At 71.1% G+C, this 16,785-nt stretch carries 12 protein-coding genes and 1 pseudogene; 5 read left to right on the plus strand and 8 right to left on the minus strand.

Annotation, left to right across the window (positions count from 1 at the left end; translation table 11 throughout):
• Positions 1-449: 449 nt before the first annotated feature.
• A complete protein-coding gene (locus AB0C15_RS32275) occupies positions 450-1,400 on the minus strand; it encodes an NUDIX domain-containing protein (protein WP_357358489.1) in 951 nt (316 codons plus the stop codon).
• A gap of 143 nt (positions 1,401-1,543) precedes the next feature.
• Between AB0C15_RS32275 and AB0C15_RS32280 the strand changes: the two genes are divergently transcribed.
• Positions 1,544-1,900, plus strand: coding sequence for a PspC domain-containing protein (locus AB0C15_RS32280; RefSeq protein WP_357358491.1), 357 nt, complete (start codon positions 1,544-1,546; stop codon positions 1,898-1,900).
• Positions 1,901-1,907: 7 nt separating this feature from the next.
• Here the strand turns inward: AB0C15_RS32280 and guaA are convergent, their stop codons facing one another.
• Positions 1,908-3,464: a glutamine-hydrolyzing GMP synthase gene (guaA, locus tag AB0C15_RS32285; protein WP_357358493.1), complete on the minus strand. Its 1,557-nt coding sequence runs from the start codon at positions 3,462-3,464 to the stop codon at positions 1,908-1,910.
• 152 nt (positions 3,465-3,616) lie between these two features.
• Positions 3,617-5,315, minus strand: a pseudogene (locus AB0C15_RS32290) (GMC family oxidoreductase).
• Between the two features lie 144 nt (positions 5,316-5,459).
• Between AB0C15_RS32290 and AB0C15_RS32295 the strand changes: the two are divergent.
• Positions 5,460-6,578, plus strand: a complete 1,119-nt coding sequence (locus tag AB0C15_RS32295; RefSeq protein WP_357358495.1) for an LCP family protein — start codon at positions 5,460-5,462, stop codon at positions 6,576-6,578.
• A gap of 7 nt (positions 6,579-6,585) precedes the next feature.
• On the opposite strand, the gene AB0C15_RS32300 is transcribed toward AB0C15_RS32295, so the two are convergent.
• Both AB0C15_RS32300 and AB0C15_RS32305 read right to left on the minus strand, forming a co-directional pair.
• Positions 6,586-8,046, minus strand: coding sequence for a M1 family metallopeptidase (locus AB0C15_RS32300; RefSeq protein ID WP_357358497.1), 1,461 nt, complete (start codon positions 8,044-8,046; stop codon positions 6,586-6,588).
• A gap of 110 nt (positions 8,047-8,156) precedes the next feature.
• Positions 8,157-9,563, minus strand: coding sequence for a M1 family metallopeptidase (locus tag AB0C15_RS32305; protein ID WP_357358500.1), 1,407 nt, complete (start codon positions 9,561-9,563; stop codon positions 8,157-8,159).
• 185 nt (positions 9,564-9,748) lie between these two features.
• On the opposite strand from AB0C15_RS32305, the gene AB0C15_RS32310 reads away from it, so the two are divergent.
• On the plus strand, positions 9,749-10,864 hold the full coding sequence (locus AB0C15_RS32310; RefSeq protein ID WP_357358502.1) for a sugar phosphate isomerase/epimerase: 1,116 nt from the start codon (positions 9,749-9,751) through the stop codon (positions 10,862-10,864).
• 61 nt (positions 10,865-10,925) lie between these two features.
• On the opposite strand, the gene AB0C15_RS32315 is transcribed toward AB0C15_RS32310, so the two are convergent.
• Together AB0C15_RS32315 and guaB are read right to left on the minus strand one after the other, a co-directional pair.
• Entirely contained in the window at positions 10,926-12,044 is a 1,119-nt protein-coding gene (locus tag AB0C15_RS32315) for a GuaB3 family IMP dehydrogenase-related protein (RefSeq protein WP_357358504.1), read from the minus strand.
• 30 nt (positions 12,045-12,074) lie between these two features.
• On the minus strand, positions 12,075-13,637 hold the full coding sequence (guaB, locus tag AB0C15_RS32320) for an IMP dehydrogenase (protein ID WP_357358506.1): 1,563 nt from the start codon (positions 13,635-13,637) through the stop codon (positions 12,075-12,077).
• Between the two features lie 186 nt (positions 13,638-13,823).
• Between guaB and AB0C15_RS32325 the strand changes: the two genes are divergently transcribed.
• On the plus strand, positions 13,824-14,243 hold the full coding sequence (locus AB0C15_RS32325; protein WP_357358508.1) for a DUF5319 domain-containing protein: 420 nt from the start codon (positions 13,824-13,826) through the stop codon (positions 14,241-14,243).
• Between the two features lie 367 nt (positions 14,244-14,610).
• On the opposite strand, the gene AB0C15_RS32330 is transcribed toward AB0C15_RS32325, so the two are convergent.
• A complete protein-coding gene (locus AB0C15_RS32330; protein WP_357358510.1) occupies positions 14,611-15,432 on the minus strand; it encodes a response regulator transcription factor in 822 nt (273 codons plus the stop codon).
• Positions 15,433-15,685: 253 nt separating this feature from the next.
• On the opposite strand from AB0C15_RS32330, the gene AB0C15_RS32335 reads away from it, so the two are divergent.
• Positions 15,686-16,069, plus strand: a complete 384-nt coding sequence (locus AB0C15_RS32335) for a WhiB family transcriptional regulator (RefSeq protein ID WP_357358513.1) — start codon at positions 15,686-15,688, stop codon at positions 16,067-16,069.
• Positions 16,070-16,785 lie beyond the last annotated feature (716 nt).

The following is a 16,785-nucleotide window of genomic DNA, read 5'->3' on the forward strand; positions in this document are numbered from 1 at the left end:
CCCCGGCATGACTCCTCATCCTGACGAGAATCCACCCCGTTGCAACAACCACTTGAACCCAAGAGCGCCCGAGGCCACTACATCCTGGTTCGAGCGTGACCTTGGCGGTGGTGGGGGCGCCAAACCCCGCCCGCGGTCTTTCGCGGCGGTGCTGTCGTCAAGATCCGCTCAGTTTCAGGGATGTTGCTGCCTCCCGCGTCTCGGAGGCAGCAACATCAGGGGAGTTGCTCAGATCTTGGGCGCGGGGCGCGGGGCGCGGGGCGCGAGCACGAACACGGCGCGGGGCGCGGACACGAACTTGACGCGGACACGACCGCGACGCGGGACCCACGAACGCGACGCGGGACCCACGAACGCGACGCGGGACCCACGAACGCGAGGCACGAGCGCACGGGCGGAGGGACGCGGGACCGGCGGTGGGCCGCCGGCCCCTCAGGGACGGGTCGGGGTCAGGTGAGTTGGGCTGCCTGGACCGCTTCGGCGGTCACTTCGGTGAGGCGGTCGGCGGGGAGGGCGCCCAGCTCGTCACGGCCGAACCAGCGGGCTTCGCAGGTGGAGCCGCCCACGTCGGTCACGGTCAGCGGGTTGGGCTTGTCGACGACGACCCGGTAGAAGGCACGGACGCCGTGCCAGTCGATCGGGTAGCCCTCGGGGCCGAGTGAGGCGGCGTCGCGGTGGCTGGCCACGCCGAGCAACTCGACCAGGCGGCCGGTCTGCCCGGTCTCCTCGACCAGCTCCCGGATGAGGGCGGCGCCGGGCTGCTCGCCGTAGTCGGTGCCGCCGCCGGGGAGGTGCCAGCAGCCGGCGCCGGGGTAGCCGTCGGAGACCCGGGTGAGCAGCACCCGCCCGGCCGGGTCGGTGCAGACCGCGTACGCGGCGAAGCGTTGCGCCCGGTGCAGCCCGTCCGGGCCGGGGACCGCGTAGAACGAGGGGAACTCGGGCGCCTCGTCGGGCACCACGTCGGCCGAGGAGGCGGGCAGCCCGAGGGCGCGTGCGGTGAACGAGCGCAGCGGCAGCGTGCGCGCCTCGTCGAGGGTGTACCAGCGGGCCAGGTCGGTGGGGCGTTCGCCGGCCCGGTCGGCGAGGGTGCCACCGCGGACGGCGACCCGGTAGATCAGCCGGTCGGTGTGGATGGTGATGCCGCGGTCCGGGAGTGCCCGCATGTCGGCGAGCACGTCGGCCAGGCCGGAGACGGCGACCGAGAGGCCGGTTTCGGCGGCGGTTTCACGGACGACCGTGTGGTTCGGGTCTTCGCCGTGGTCGACGGCCCCACCGGGCAGCGACCACGCGCCGGGGGTGCCGGAGCGCTCCGATGCGCGGACCAGCAAGACTCGGCCGCTTGAATCAGCACAAACTGCGTATGCCGCGATCCTGCGGAGCGGCTTGAGCAAGGTGGTCACGGAAGCAAATTCTCCCCGGGCCGGGTTACCGGAACGGAAAAGAGTCGGATTCCTGACTATCCGGCCCCGGTCAGGGATTGGTCAGGGTAATGATCCGGGCGGTCACCGAGGGCGGGCCGGGCACCAGCGCGGACTGTGGGGGTATGACATCGACCACCGCTCCTCGTGCCCCGTACAAGCAGCTTCGGCGACCCACCACCGACCGCATGGTCGCGGGGGTCGCCAGCGGCGTCGGCCGCTACTTCGCCGTCGATCCCACCCTGGTCCGGGTGGCCTTCGCGGTCACCGGCCTGCTCACCGGCGGGCTCGCGCTGTTCGCGTACCCGATCATGTGGTTCCTGATGCCGGAGGAGCCCGCCGGCGCGCCGGCCTGGCCGCACGCCGCGGGCGTCGCGCCGCAGAACAGCCCGCCGCCCGCGGCCGGCGGACCACCTCAGGGGTACGCCCCGACGCCGCCCTACCCGCCGACGACCCCGTCGAGCACGCCGCCGGCCGCGTGAGCGACGCTCACTCCCACTCGATGGTGCCCGGCGGCTTGCTGGTGACGTCCAGGACCACCCGGTTGACCTCGGCGACCTCGTTGGTGATCCGGGTGGAGATGCGGGCCACCACCTCGTAGGGCAGCCGGGACCAGTCGGCGGTCATCGCGTCCTCGCTGGAGACCGGGCGCAGCACCACGGGGTGCCCGTAGCTGCGCCCGTCTCCCTGGACGCCGACGCTGCGCACGTCGGCGAGCAGCACCACCGGGAACTGCCAGACGCCCCGGTCGAGGCCGGCGGCGGTCAACTCCTCGCGGGCGATCAGGTCGGCCTGGCGGAGCAGGTCGAGGCGTTCCTGGTCGACCGCGCCGATGATCCGGATGGCGAGGCCGGGGCCGGGGAACGGGTGCCGCCAGACCATCGCCTCGGGCAGGCCGAGTTGGAGGCCGAGCGCCCGCACCTCGTCCTTGAAGAGGGTGCGCAGCGGCTCGACCAGCGCGAACTTCAGGTCCTCCGGGAGGCCGCCGACGTTGTGGTGGCTCTTGATGTTGGCGGTGCCGGTGCCGCCGCCGGATTCCACCACGTCGGGGTAGAGGGTGCCCTGGACGAGGAACTCGACGTCGCCGTGCGCGGCGATCTCGCGGGCCGCGGCTTCGAAGACCCGGATGAACTCCCGACCGATGATCTTGCGCTTCTGCTCCGGGTCGATCACCCCGGCGAGTGCGCCGAGGAAGCGGTCGGTGGCGTCGACCACCTTCAGCTTGATGCCGGTGGCGCTGACGTAGTCCTTTTCGACCTGCTCGGCCTCGCCGGCACGCAGCAGACCGTGGTCGACGAAGACGCAGGTGAGCTGGTCACCGACCGCCTTGTGCACGAGCGCCGCGGCGACCGCCGAGTCGACCCCGCCGGAGAGGCCGCAGATGACCTCCTTGTCGCCGATCTGGGCGCGGATCCGGGCGACCTGCTCGTCGATGATGTTCTCGGGCGTCCAGGTCGGCTCGATGCCGGCGATGTCGTAGAGGAAGCGGGTAAGCATCTCCTGGCCGTGCGCGGTGTGCCCGACCTCCGGGTGGAACTGCACGCCGGCCCGACGCCCGGCCAGGTCCTCGAAGGCGGCGACCGGCGCGCCGGCCGACTCGGCGGTCACCGTGAAGCCCTCGGGCGCCTCGGTGACGCAGTCGCCGTGACTCATCCAGACCGGCAGGTCGGCCGGCAGGTCCCGCAGCAGCACGCCGGGGTCGAGGACGCGGGGTCGCAGCGGGGTGCCGCCGTACTCACGGTTGCCGGTCTTCGTGACGGTGCCGCCGAGCGCCTGGGCCATCGCCTGGAAGCCGTAGCAGATGCCGAAGACCGGCACGTCGGCGGTGAACAGGCCGGCGTCGATCTGCGGCGCGTTCGGGGCGTAGACGCTTGACGGGCCACCGGAGAGGATGATCGCGGCCGGGTTCTTCGCCAGCATCTCGGCTATCGGCATCGAGTGCGGCACGATCTCGGAGTAGACCTTCGCCTCACGGACCCGGCGGGCGATGAGCTGGGCGTACTGGGCTCCGAAGTCCACCACGAGGACTGGGCGAGGCAGGCTCATGTGCACGAAGCCTACCGACAGTCACGGCCGCCGCCGTCATCGGCTCGCCGGCAATCCACTCTCCCCGCGATCTTGCACTTTCTGCCCCGACAAAGACCGCGAATGTCGCGAAATGACGACCGAAAGTGCAAGATCGCGGAGGTTGCGCCGGGTCACGGTCGCAGCGCGCCCGGGGCGTTCGGGGGGACTGCCGGGTTGTGCGGGGGTACGGGGGGCAGGCGGCGGTACGGGGTGCCTACGGGCGGGCGGGGATCTCGTTCGCCCTTGTTCGGCCAGAAGGACATCGCTCGTTCCGCCTGCGCGGTGATCGTCAGGGAGGGGTTCACACCCAGGTTGGCCGAGACGGCCGCCCCGTCCACCACGTGCAGCCCTGGGTGCCCGTACAGCCGGTGCCAGGGGTCGACCACCCCGTCGGCCGGGGTGGCCCCGATGACCGCCCCGCCGAGGATGTGCGCGGTCATCGGGATATCGAAGGGTTCGGTGAGCGCACCACCGGGGGTGCCACCGATCTCGTCGGCGAGCAGTCGGGCCGCGGTGTTGCCGGCCGGGATCCAGGTCGGGCTCGGCGTGCCGTGGCCCGGCCCGGTGACCAACCGGCGGCCGAACGGGCCTCGCCGCCACCTGGTGGTGAGTGAGTTGTCCACCGATTTGCATGACCAGTGCGATCACCGTCCGTTCCGACCAGCCACGAACCGACAGCATCCGCGCGGCCGACCCGGGCTGCCGCACGATGCCGCCCAACCAGCGGCGCACCCGGTGCGGGCCACCGTCGACGAGCAGCGACTGGAGCAACCCCATCGCGTTGGAGCCCCGCCCGTAGCGGACCGGCTCGACGTGTGTCTGCGGGTCGGGGTGGAACGAGCTGGTGATGGCCACCCCCTCGGTGTAGTCCAACCGCTCGGCGTGGGCCCGTCGGCGAGGCACCGAGGCACCGAGGATCGCCTCGGAGTTGGTCCGGGTCAGCTCGCCGAGGCGGGGCGACAGCCCGGGCAACGCCGCCTCGGCCCGCATCGCGTGCAGCAGCCGCTGGGTGCCGAGCGCCCCGGCGGCGAAGACCACCTGGTCGGCGTGGATGACCTGCCGCCCCTTGCGCAGCCAGGCACCGGTGCGTTCGGTGCGCACCTCGTACCCGCCAACGTCGACGGGCCGGACGGCGGTCACCGTGGTCAGCGGGTGCACCACCACCCCGAGCCGTTCGGCGAGCCAGAGGTAGTTCTTGACGAGCGTGTTCTTCGCCCCGTGCCGGCAGCCGGTCATGCACGAGCCGCAGTGCAGGCAGCCGGTGCGCTCCGGGCCGGCGCCACCGAAGTACGGGTCGTCGACCCGCTCGCCGGGCCGGCCGATGTGCACGCCGACCGGGGTGGCGTGGAAGGTGTGCCCCACCCCCATCCGTTCGGCCACCGCCCGCATGGCGCGGTCCGCCCCGGTGACCAGCGGGTACGTGGTGACGCCGAGCATCCGTTTGGCCTGGTCGTAGTGCGGGGCCAACTCGTCGCGCCAGTCGGTGATGTCGCGCCACTGTGGGTCGTCGTAGAAGGCAGGCAACGGTTCGTAGAGGGTGTTCGCGTAGACCAGCGAGCCGCCGCCCACCCCGGTGCCGGAGAGCACCAGCACCCCGCCGCCGGATCGTCGGTCGGCCGGCCGGAGCAGGGTCAGCCGTTGGATGCCGTAGCAGCCCAGCTTCGGTGCCCAGAGGAACCGACGGACCCGCCAGGACGTCTGTGGGAACTCGTCGTCGGCGAAGCGGCGGCCGGCTTCGAGCACCGCGACCGAGTAACCCTTCTCGGCCAGTCGGAGCGCGGTGACGCTGCCACCGAAGCCGGACCCGATGACGACCACGTCGTACCGCATGCAGGCATCATTACTCGCGAGTAGCGCTCGCGCCAGCGGCACCTTTCGCGCGATCATGCTCCGGCCGACCGACCCGGCGCCTCCCGGCCGCAACCCGGAGCACCCGTCGGAGCGTTGTTCACCAGACGGGTGGAAGGAAACCAGATGGTTCTCGGGTCGATGGCGCCGCGCCGACGGTGGCTGCTGCTGGGGTTGGCGGCCCTCGCCGTCGTCGCGCTGATCGCGGCCGGCACGGTGGTGATCACCCGGCTGACCGGCGACGACAAGCCGGGCGGCGGCCCGGTGGCCGGCTCACCGACCCCGTCACCCGTCGGCACGCCGACCCCGAGCCCCAGCGGCCCACCACCGGGCGCGGACATCACCGGTCCACTCAACCTGCTGCTGGTGGGTGTGGACACCCGGGTCAGCGTGCCCGGGTGGGAGCCGCACTCGGATGCCGTGCTGGTGCTGCACGTACCCAAGGGGTTGAATCGGGCGTACCTCTTCTCGCTCCCCCGCGACCTGGTCGTGGACATCCCGGCGTTCCCGAAGGCCGGCTACAAGGGCGGCAAGACCAAGCTCACGCACGCGATGAGCTTCGGCAGCCGGGTGCCGGGCAAACCCAAACAACCGAGCACCGCCCAGGGGTACGAGCTGCTGCGCAGCACGGTCAGCGGTTACACCGGGTTGCGTATCGACGCCGGCGCGGTGCTCACGTTCAACGGGTTCGACCGGCTGGTGAACGCCCTGGGTGGGGTGGACATCTACATCGACCAGCGGGTCGAGTCGCTGCACCGCCGACCGGACGGCAAGTACCGGGAGCCCGCGCCGGGCGGGTACAAGGGGCCGCAGCAGGTGTACGAGAAGGGCGAGATGCACCTCAACGGCTGGCAGGCGCTCGACTACGCGCGACAGCGCTACATCACCGGCGGTGACTATGCCCGGCAGCGGCACCAGCAGCAGCTGATCCGGGCGATGACCCGCAAGATCCTGGACGAGGGCCTGGCCAAGCAACCCGAGCGCGTCGACCAGGTGGTCTCCGCGCTCGGCGACACCCTGGTCTACGTGGGCGGGCGGAAGATCGTCGACATCGCGTACGCCCTGAGTGGGCTGCCGGAGAACCGTTTCACGCTTGTCGGGCTGCCCGGCTCCGGCGTCGGCAAGGGCAGTGCCTACCGGGGTGAGCAGCTCACCACCGAGGGCCGGAAGTTCCTCACCGAACTTCGCGCCGGCCGGGCCGACGCGTACCTGGCCGCCCACCCCAAGCTCGTCGTGAAGAACTGACCGCCACTCAGAGCGGCTTGGGCGCGGCGGGCCTGCTGGTGCCGTAGAGCCAGGCGTCGAAGGTCGCGTCGAGTTGCTTGCCGGAGACCCGCTCGGCGAGCGCCACGAACTCGGCGGTGGTGGCGGTGCCGTCGCGCTTCTCCGCCGCCCAGGTCTTGACGATCTCGAAGAACGCCTTGTCGCCGACGGCCACCCGCAGGGCGTGCAGGGTCATCCCGCCGCGCTGGTAGACCGACTCGCTGAACAGCTTCGCCACGCCCGGCTTGCCGGGCGGTGTCTGCCACACTCGCGCGGACGTGCTGGCGTACCGGTCATCGAATGCCTCCTCGGCGGTGTACGCCTCGGTGTGCTCGGCCCAGAGCCACTCCGCGTACGTCGCGAAGCCCTCGTTGAGCCACATGTCCTCCCACTTGGCCAACGAGACGCTGTCGCCGAACCACTGGTGGGCCAACTCGTGCGCGACGACCTCGGTGTTCTCGCCCTGCCGGAAGAAGCTCGCCGCGTAGACGGGTCGGCTCTGCGTCTCCAGGGCGTACGAGATCCGGCTGTCGGAGACCACCACCCCGCCGTACGCGTCGAACGGGTACGGCCCGAACACACTCTCCAGGTAGTCGGCCACCGCGACGGTCTGCGCGATCGACGCGTCCGCACTGCCCTTGGGCTCGGTGGTGGTGACCGCGTTGTAGACCGGCCGGCCCTTGTGCTCGCCGGTGGTGATCCGGAACTTGCCGATCACCAGCGTGCTCAGGTAACTGGCCATCGGCGACTTCTCCGACCACTTCCAGGTGGTCCAACCGCCGGTGCTCGTCTTTCCGCCGGGAACGCCGTTGCTGATCGCGGTCAGGCCGTCCGGGACGGTGACCTCGAAGTCGTACGCCGCCTTGTCCGACGGGTGGTCGTTGACCGGGAACCAGGTGCTCGCCGATTCGGGCTGACCCAGGGCGATGGCCCCGTCGGCGGTGTGCAGGAAACCGCCGTCACCGAGCGTCTCGTTCTTCAACGGCTTCGGCTTGCCCGCGTAGGTGATCTCCGTGACGAACCCGTTGCCGTTGATCAGGCCGGAGGCCGGCTTGACGACCAGCTCGTTGCGCTCGCGGCGGTGGGTGGCCGGTGCGCCGTCCACGGTGACCGCGCTGACGCGCAGGCCGGCCAGGTCGAGGTTGAACGTCGACAGGTCGGCCGTCGCGGTGGCCCGCACGGTGGTCGTACCCGTCAACTGGTCCTTGGCCGGGTCGTAGCGCACCTTCACGGTGTACCGACCGACGTCGTAGCCGCCGTTGCCGTAGGTCGGGAAGTAGGCGTCGCCGACCCCGTCGGCCCCCGCGGTGAACGTCCGCGACGGCGTGGGGGACGCGCTGGGCGGTGGCACCGCGGTCTCCGGGCCCGCCGAGTCGCACCCGACCAGTGCGAGCGCGCCGGTCACCAGCAGGCTGGCACCCGTTCGCAGTCCGTGCCGCGTCCTGCGCATGCCACACCCTTCCCGCACGGTGGCCGGTCACGGCCTCCGCCGCTCCGCGCGAACGGGCGCCTACCCGCCGTTCGCAGGCGGCAGCATATCGACCGGGCGACAGGGCCGGGTCACGGCAGTGTGGGGGCAGAACCACCCACCAACCAGGCGTCGAAGAACGCCCGCAGGTGCCGCTCGGCGACCCGCTCGGCAAGGGCGACGAAGTCCGCGGTGGTCGCGTTGCCCCCCGCCCGCTCGGTCGTCCAGGTACGCAGGATGCGGAAGAAGAGGTCGTCACCGACGGTCCGGCGCAACGCGTGTACGGCGAGCGCGCCGCGCTTGTAGACGGCCCTGCCGAACATCTGTTCCCGGCCGGGCTCGACCGACGGCTGCGACCAGTCGGTCGCCGCGTACTGCGTCTCGAAGTTGCGCTGGGCGGTCCGGCCGCCGTCGTGTTCCTCCCACAGCCACTCCGCGTAGCTGGCGAACCCCTCGTTGAGCCAGATGTCGCTCCACCTGGTCAGTGACACGCTGTCACCGAACCACTGGTGCGCCAACTCGTGCGCGACGACGCCCGGGTTGGGCCTGTCGTCGGAGAAGAAGGCAGGCCCGTAGACCGGCCGGGACTGGGTCTCCAACGCGTACCCGACCCGGTCGTCGGCGATCACGATCCCGCCGTACGAGTCGAACGGGTACGGGCCGAAGCGGTTGGCCAGGAAGTCGACGATCGCGCCGGTGCGGGCAATCGAGGTGGCCGCCCCGCCGGTCGCCGGCAGACTCGCGGCCACCGCCGTGACCATCGGTCGACCGGCGTGCGTGCCGGTCACCACCCGGTAGTCGCCGATCACCAGTGTGCTCAGGTAGCTGGCCATCGGTGTGCGCTCCGACCAGCGCCAGGTGGTCCAGCCGTCGGCGCTGCTCCTCGGCCCGGGTACGCCGTTGCTCAGCGCGGCCAGGCCGTCCGGGACGGTCACCGCCAGGTCGTAGGTGGCCTTGTCCGACGGGTGGTCGTTGACCGGGAACCAGGTGGCGGCCGAGTCGGGTTGGCCGAGCGCCACCGCGCCGTCGGCGGTGTGCAGGAAGCCGCCGCTGCCCAACGCCCCGTCGTCGACGGCCGTCGGGACGCCCGCGTACTCGACGGTCACGGTGAACTGCCGGCCACGCGGCAGGCCGTCGCGGGGCGTGACCACCAACTCGCCGTCGCCGCGCCGGTGCTCGGCCGTCGCGTCGCCCACGCTGACGGCGCGGACGTCCAGGCCGGCGAGGTCCAGGTTGAAGCGGGACAGGTCCTGGGTGGCAGTGGCCGTGATGACGGCTCTGCCGGTCAGCCGGTCGGTCGACGGGTCGTAGCGGACGTCGAGGCCGTAGTGCGCGACGTCGTAGCCACCGTTGCCGTGCCCCGGCACGTACTGGTCGCCGACGTCGGCGGCGCCGGGCCGGAAGCCGTCGCGGTCGCCGCCCGTACAACCCATCACGACCAGCCCGATCGCGCAGGTCAGCGCGGCGACGACCCGCAGTCTGCGTCCGGTCAGGACCATGCGCACTCCTCCTGCGGCACTCCGCTGAGGCCGAGCCTAGCCAGCGTGGAGGGCCGCGCGGTCGGTATCGACGATCATCAGTCACTTTCGTTGGAACAAACGAAAGTAGTGATCGATCTTCACTTTCTTTCGACTTAGACCGACGTTAGTGTCTGTTCCCGACCACCGTCGCGAAAGGTGGAACCATGCCAGACCACACCGCCCCCGACGCCACCCCCACCGGCCGGCTCAGCCGCCGCTCCCTGCTCGCCGCCTCCGCCGGCGCCGCCGCAGCCATCGGCGCGGCCGGGTTACCCGTCCTCGCCACCGGCACCCCCGCGCTCGCCGACCCCGGCACCGCGAGCAAACTGCGGGTCGAGCCGCTGATCCCGGCCCGCAACCGCGGCATCATCCTCTACAGCGTCCGCGACCGGATCACCGCCGCACCCGACGACAGCGGAGTGCCGTACGGCTTCGAGCGCGTCCTCGCCCGACTCGCCGAGATCGGCTACAAGGAGATCGAGTTCGCCGGCTACACCCAGAGCACCGAGATCCTGGGTCGGCAGATCACCCCCGCCGAGATCCGCAAGATCCTCGACGACAACGGTCTGGTCGCGAATGGCACCCACGCCACCATCCAGCCGGCCACCTTCCAGCAACAACTGGACATCGCCGAGGAACTCGGCATGAAGAACATCGGCACCGGCAGCGACCCGACGAGCAGCGCGTACAAGGCCGAGTGGGACGCCGCCGCCGACATCTGGAACGAGCTGGGCCGACAGGCCAAGGCGCGGGGCATGCGGCTCTACACGCACAACCACGACGCCGCGTACAACTTCCTCATCGACCGGGGCCCGCGCGACGCGCAGGGCCGGCAGACCCGGTCCTCCGGCATCCGCCGGCTCGAATACTTCTTCGAGATCACCGACCCGCGGTACGTCTTCTTCGAGCTGGACATCTACTGGGCCTACGTGGCCCGCTACAAGCACCAGAAGTACGTCAACGCGGCCGGCCAGGAGGTCACCGACCTGTTCGACCCGATCCTCACCGTGGCCGACCGGACCACCCGGTTCCCGCTCTTCCACGCCAAGGACGGCGACCGGGACACCAGCGTCCCCAACGGCTACCAGATGGTCCCGCTCGGCGACGGCGACCTCAACTTCCAGCAGTTCTTCCAGACCATCGGCGAGCGCAACTTCCACCACGCCAACTGGGAGATGGACACCGCCCCCGGCGGCGTCGACAACCGGGGCCAGTCGCTCGACTTCGCGGCGACCAGCTACCGCAACATGTCCGACCTGACCATCTACGTGGAGAAGTGACAGCCACCTGAAGACGACGAAGGCCGGCCCGCACGGGCCGGCCTTCGCGTGTCAGGAACGGTCAGCGGTCGAGGACCAGACCGACCTTCTGGAACTCCTTGAGATCGCGGTAACCGCACTTGGCCATCGCCCGACGCAGCCCGCCGAACAGGTTGAGCTGGCCGTCCGCCTCGTCCGCCGGCCCGAAGAGCAGCTGCTCCATCGACCCGAGCGGCTCGCCGGAGACCTCGAAGGCACCCCGGGGCAGCGACGGGTGGCTCGCCGCCGAGTGCCACCAGGCACCACCGGCGGGGGCCTCGTCGCAGAGCGACAGCGGCTCACCGAGCATCACCGCGTCCGCGCCGCAGCCGAGCGCCTTGGCGATGTCACCCGAGGTCTGCATGTCACCGTCGGCGATCAGGTGCACGTACCGGCCGCCGGTCTCGTCCAGGTAGTCACGGCGGGCCGCGGCGGCGTCGGCGATCGCGGTGGCCATCGGCACCCGGATGCCCAGCACCGACTCGGTGGTCGACCACTCGTCGCCACCGATGCCCACGATCACGCCGGCCGCGCCGGTCCGCATCAGGTGCAGCGCCGTCTTGTAGTCCGTGCAGCCGCCGACGATCACCGGCAGGTCGAGGTCGGCGATGAACTCCTTGAGGTTCAGCGGCTCGTCGGTGGTCGACACGTGCTCGGCCGAGACGATGGTGCCCTGGATGACCAGGATGTCCACCCCGGCGTCCAGGATCACCGGTGCCAGCGCGAGGGTGTGCTGCGGGGAGACCCGCACCGCCACCGTGCCGCCACCTGCGCGCAGCTCGCGGACCCGCTCCGCGATCAGGTCCGGGCGGATCGGCTCGGCGTACACCTCCTGGAGCCGCTTGGTGGCGCGGGCCTCCTCGTCGAGGCCGGCCAGCTCGTCGAGCACCTTCGTCGGGTTCTCGTAGCGGGTCCAGAGCCCCTCGACGTTGAGCACGCCGAGGCCGCCGAGCTGACCGAGGCGCACCGCCGAGGCCGGGCTCATGGTGGCGTCGGAGGGGTGACCGACGCACGGAATGCCGAACGGGTACGCGTCGAGCTGCCAGGACGTCGAGACGTCGTCGACGTCCCGGGTGCGGCGGCTCGGCACGATGGCGATGTCGTCCAGGTGGTAGCCGCGCTGCGCGGTCTTGCCCAGCCCGATCTCGACCACGTCACGCATGGGGGACTCCAGGTGGTTGGGGGTGGTGGGTCAGCGGGTGTGGTAGTTGGGCGCCTCGACGGTCATCTGGATGTCGTGCGGGTGGCTCTCCTTCAGGCCAGCCGCGGTGATCCGGATGAGCTGGCCCCGGTGGTGCAGATCGGAGATGGTCTCCGCGCCCGCGTACCCCATGGCCAGCCGCAGGCCGCCGACCAGCTGGTGGGCCACCCGGGAGAGCGGCCCCCGGTAGGGAACCTGGCCCTCCACACCCTCGGGGACCAGCTTGTCGTCGCTGAGCACGTCCTGCTGGAAGTAGCGGTCCTTGCTGTACGACTTGGCCTGGCCCCGGGACTGCATCGCGCCGAGCGACCCCATCCCGCGGTACGTCTTGAACTGCTTGCCGTTGACGAAGATCAACTCGCCGGGGCTCTCCTCGCAGCCGGCCAGCAGGCTGCCGAGCATCACCGTGTCGGCGCCGGCCACAAGTGCCTTGGCGATGTCGCCCGAATACTGGATGCCACCGTCGCCGATCACCGGCACGCCAGCCGGACGGGCGGCGCGGGCCGCCTCCATGATCGCGGTCACCTGCGGCACGCCGACCCCGGCGACGATTCGGGTGGTGCAGATCGCACCCGGACCCACGCCCACCTTGACGCCGTCGGCGCCGGCGTCGACGAGCGCCTTCGCGCCCGCGTACGTGGCCACGTTGCCGCCCATGATGTCGACAGCGACGTCGGCCTTGAGGCGGCGGACCATGTCCAGCACGGCCCGCTGGTGACCGTGCGCGGTGTCCACGATCAGCACGTCGACGCCCGCGTCGACAAGGGCACGGGCCCGCTTGTACGAGTCCTCGCCGACCCCGATCGCGGCGGCGACCCGCAGCCGGCCGGCGTCGTCCTTGCTGGCGTCCGGGTACTGCTCGCTCTTGGTGAAGTCCTTCACCGTGATCAGGCCCCGCAGCCGGCCCGAGTCGTCGACGATCGGCAGCTTCTCGACCTTGTGCTGACGCAGCAGCGCCAGGGCGTCGTCCTTGCTCACCCCGACCCGAGCGGTGATCAACGGGGTGCGGGTCATGATCTCGCGAACCGGAGTGTTCGGCTCGGAGACGAAACGCATGTCCCGGTTGGTGACGATGCCGACCAACTGACCGTCGCCGTCCACCACCGGAACACCGGAGATGCGGTAACGCCCGCACAGCTCGTCGACCTCGCGCAGCGTGTCGTCCGGGCTCGCGGTCACCGGGTTGGTGATCATGCCGGACTCGGACCGCTTGACCAGGTCGACCTGGAGCGCCTGGTCCTCCATGGAGAGGTTGCGGTGCAACACGCCGATGCCACCCTGGCGGGCCATGGCGATCGCCATCCGGGCCTCGGTGACCGTGTCCATCGCGCTGGACAGCAGCGGAATGGACAACTCGATGTTGCGGGTGAGCTTCGTCCGGGTGTTGACCCGGCTGGGCACCACGTCCGACTCGCCCGGCTGCAACAGCACGTCGTCGAAGGTGAGGCCGAGCGGAACCACCCGGGCGGAGCCAGCCGGCAGCTCGGGCAGGTGGCCGCCCAGGTCGGCGTGCTCCACGCCGGCCGGAAGATCGGTGCTGGGCGAATTTTCCACGATTGCTCCCCTGAGCTGCTCGGATGGGCTTCAGCGAGGTGGCGCGGGCGGGCACCGGAGCGCGCCACGGTGCCGGCACGTCGCCTCATCGTACCCAGTGAGCTGGGCGACCCGTCCGTGGCAGGCCGGGCCGGCACGGAGGCCGGGGGGCGGACGATCCCACCGCGTTGGGTCTACGGTGAGGGGGTGCACGACGAGCCCATCGACCCGTTCAATGGCGACCCGGCCGATCCGACCGCGGGTCTGGATGACCCGGGCGATGACGCGACGCCGGATCCGCTGACCGACGTCGAGCGGCAGGATGTGCTCGAAGACCTCGCCGACCTGGAGATCTACCAGGCCCTGTTGGCCCCGATCGGGGTCCGCGGGCTGGTCATCGAATGCGAAGACTGTCGGGAGCCGCACTACTTCGACTGGGACCTGCTCCGCGGCAACCTGCGGCACCTGCTCAACTCTGGCCGGCCCCGGGTGCACGAGCCCGCGTACGACCCCGACCCGGACCACTACGTGACCTGGGACTACGCCCGGGGGTACGCCGACGGGGTGCACGACACCCTGTCCGAGGGCACCGAGGACGAGCCGGGCACTCCAACCGCCACCAAGTAACCCCGCCGCCGCGCTGCGGGCTTCGCGCTTCGCGCTGCTGCTCGGCGAGTTCCACGCTGCTGCACGGCGTACCCGGCTCGCTTTGCTGCTTGTTTGCCCGGGCTGCGGCCCGGCGTCGTCCGGTGCGCTCTGCTGCTTGTTTGCCCGGGGTGGCGGCCCGGCGTCGTCCGGTGCGCTCTGCTGCTTGTTTGCGCGGGTTGCGGCCCGGCGTACCCGGCCCGCTTGCCGCTTGCCCGGGTTGCGGCCGGGCGCGGCGGTAGCTGCGCGGCGTACCCCGGGTTGCTGTGCGGTCTTCCGCACGACGTGCCCAGGCTGCTGCGCGGTCGTGCCCTGCCGTGTGGCCGGAGTTGCGGCGCGGTGCTCCTGGTCAGGCGACCAGGCCGGCGCGGAACCCCGCCGCCACCGCGTGCGCACGGTCCCGTGCGCCGAGCTTGCGGAACAACCGGCGGGCGTGCGTCTTGACGGTGTCCTCCGAGACGAACAACTCCCGGCCGATCTCCGCGTTGCTCTTGCCCTCGGCCATGCCGAGCAGCACCTGAAGCTCACGCTCGGTGAGGCCGATCGACGCCCGACTGGGGCGGGCGTTCGGGGCGGGACGGCCCTGGTCGGCAGGTGCCGCCGGCTCGCCGGTCCCCGCCTCCACCTCGTCGTCACCCCGCTGCACCGGCACCGACGCCACACCGCCCGCGCCGTCAGCGGCCCCGGCCGCCCAGCCGGGGTCACCGGAGCCACGCGGCGACGGCCCGGAGCGACCAGAGCCGGAACCACCCACCGCCGCAGCGTCGCGGGCGGGATCGGTGATCCGCTGCCGGGAGGCTCGGCCCGGCGCGGTGAGCAGCAGCAGAGCCTTCGCCACCGCGCTGGTCAGATCATGGTCCACATTCTGGATGAGCCCACGGGCGCCGGCGCTGATGGTGGCCGCCGCAGCCTCTGACTCCTCGGTGCCCAGCAGCACCACCGCTGCCTGCGGCGCACGCGCCAACACCCGGCGGACGAAGCCGGCGCTGTCCGGCCGGGTGAGGGCCGTGTCGGCCAGGACCACGTCGGCCGGTCGCTCGGCCAACCGCAGCATCACCTCGGGATCAGAGACGGCGGTACGAACAATCGCGGACAACCCCAGCCGCGCGGCAGCAGAAGTAAGGTGCTGCGCCGCGAGTGGTGTCCGAACGCACACAAGAACGGTACGCACTGTGGTCTCCTCTCCGCCAACGAGCAGACCATGACGCGGTCGGCTGGGGAGGGGGTTCCCGGCAATCCTTCGAACTTTTCCGACAGATGGGGCAAAAGCCGCAATTTCCCGGACGTTTTCGATCACAGACGTGTGAGGTGACGACAGGCCGGGTACCGGGAGATCCAGGCCGGGAACGGTGCGCCTGCGCGGCCCGCCGCCCGGATGCCGGCCATAAGGATTCTCGCGGAGCCGCGCGGGAGGAGGGGTGCTGATGTCGAACGTACGTAGACTGCCCGGACCCATCGTCGATCTCTGGGACTGGCAGCGACTCGGTGCCTGCCGAGGGCGCGACAGCGCCCAGTTCTTCCACCCCGACGGTGAGCGTGGTTCCTCCCGGCTGCGCCGCGAGTCCGCCGCCAAGTCCGTCTGCCGCGCCTGCCCGGTACGCGCCGAGTGCGCCGCACACGCACTGTCGGTACGCGAGCCGTACGGCGTGTGGGGCGGCTTCAGCGAGTCCGAGCGCCTACGACTGCTCGCCGTCGGCTGGGAGGACCTGGCAGACCGCCGGCACGCCCGGGTCGACGTTGCCCGACTGGAAGCCCGCCTGGGCAGCCCCCACAAGTCGACCGTCCCAGCCCAACGCAACGTCGCCTGAGCCGACACCCCAAACGTCCGCGAACCGCGCCCCCGTCCCGGAGGCGCGGTTCGCGCGTTCCGTGCAGCGTGCACGATCCGCACGATCCGCGCGGTCCGTGCGGTCCGTGCGGTCCGTGCGGTCCGCGCGGTCCGTGCGGTCCGTGCGGTCCGTTCGTTGTGCGCGATATTCGCGTTCCGTGCCCGCCCCGTGCGGTCACTACCACCCGCCAACCGCTGGTCGCCACAAGCGGCGCCAGCGCGCCCATGATCAACACGCCTTCCTTGATGTCGGGGCATTCCGCCCACCGGCAAACCCCGGTTTCAAGGATGCCGAGTGGATCAAGCCTGGCAGGAGGGGTGAGCGGCGACGAAAGAGCGGGTGTTTGCCCGGTCCAGGGTGTTCACCCTGACCTGAAAGTTAGACTCTGGGCGTTTCGCGAGGTCTGTCCTGTGACCGGGTGCACCGATGGGTCGGAATCGTGGCCGGGGCGGGGTCGTTACACACTCTGACGATCGCAGCACCAACCCGCCGGCCGCCCCTTTCCGGGGGCTGGTCGCGGGTGGGAATGGCGGCCCCCGCCCGGTCGTTGCAGTCCCCACGACCGCAGGTACCACCGCGATGTGGCTGCCGGATGGTTGGGTCGCCCCCGGAATGGCCTCGGCCCCCGGTTCGTTACACCTCCCACGGGCGACCGCAGGCACCGCCGCGATGTGGGTGCCGAACGGATAGGGCCA

Source organism: Micromonospora sp. NPDC048835 (assembly GCF_040649995.1).
Taxonomy (GTDB): domain Bacteria; phylum Actinomycetota; class Actinomycetes; order Mycobacteriales; family Micromonosporaceae; genus Micromonospora.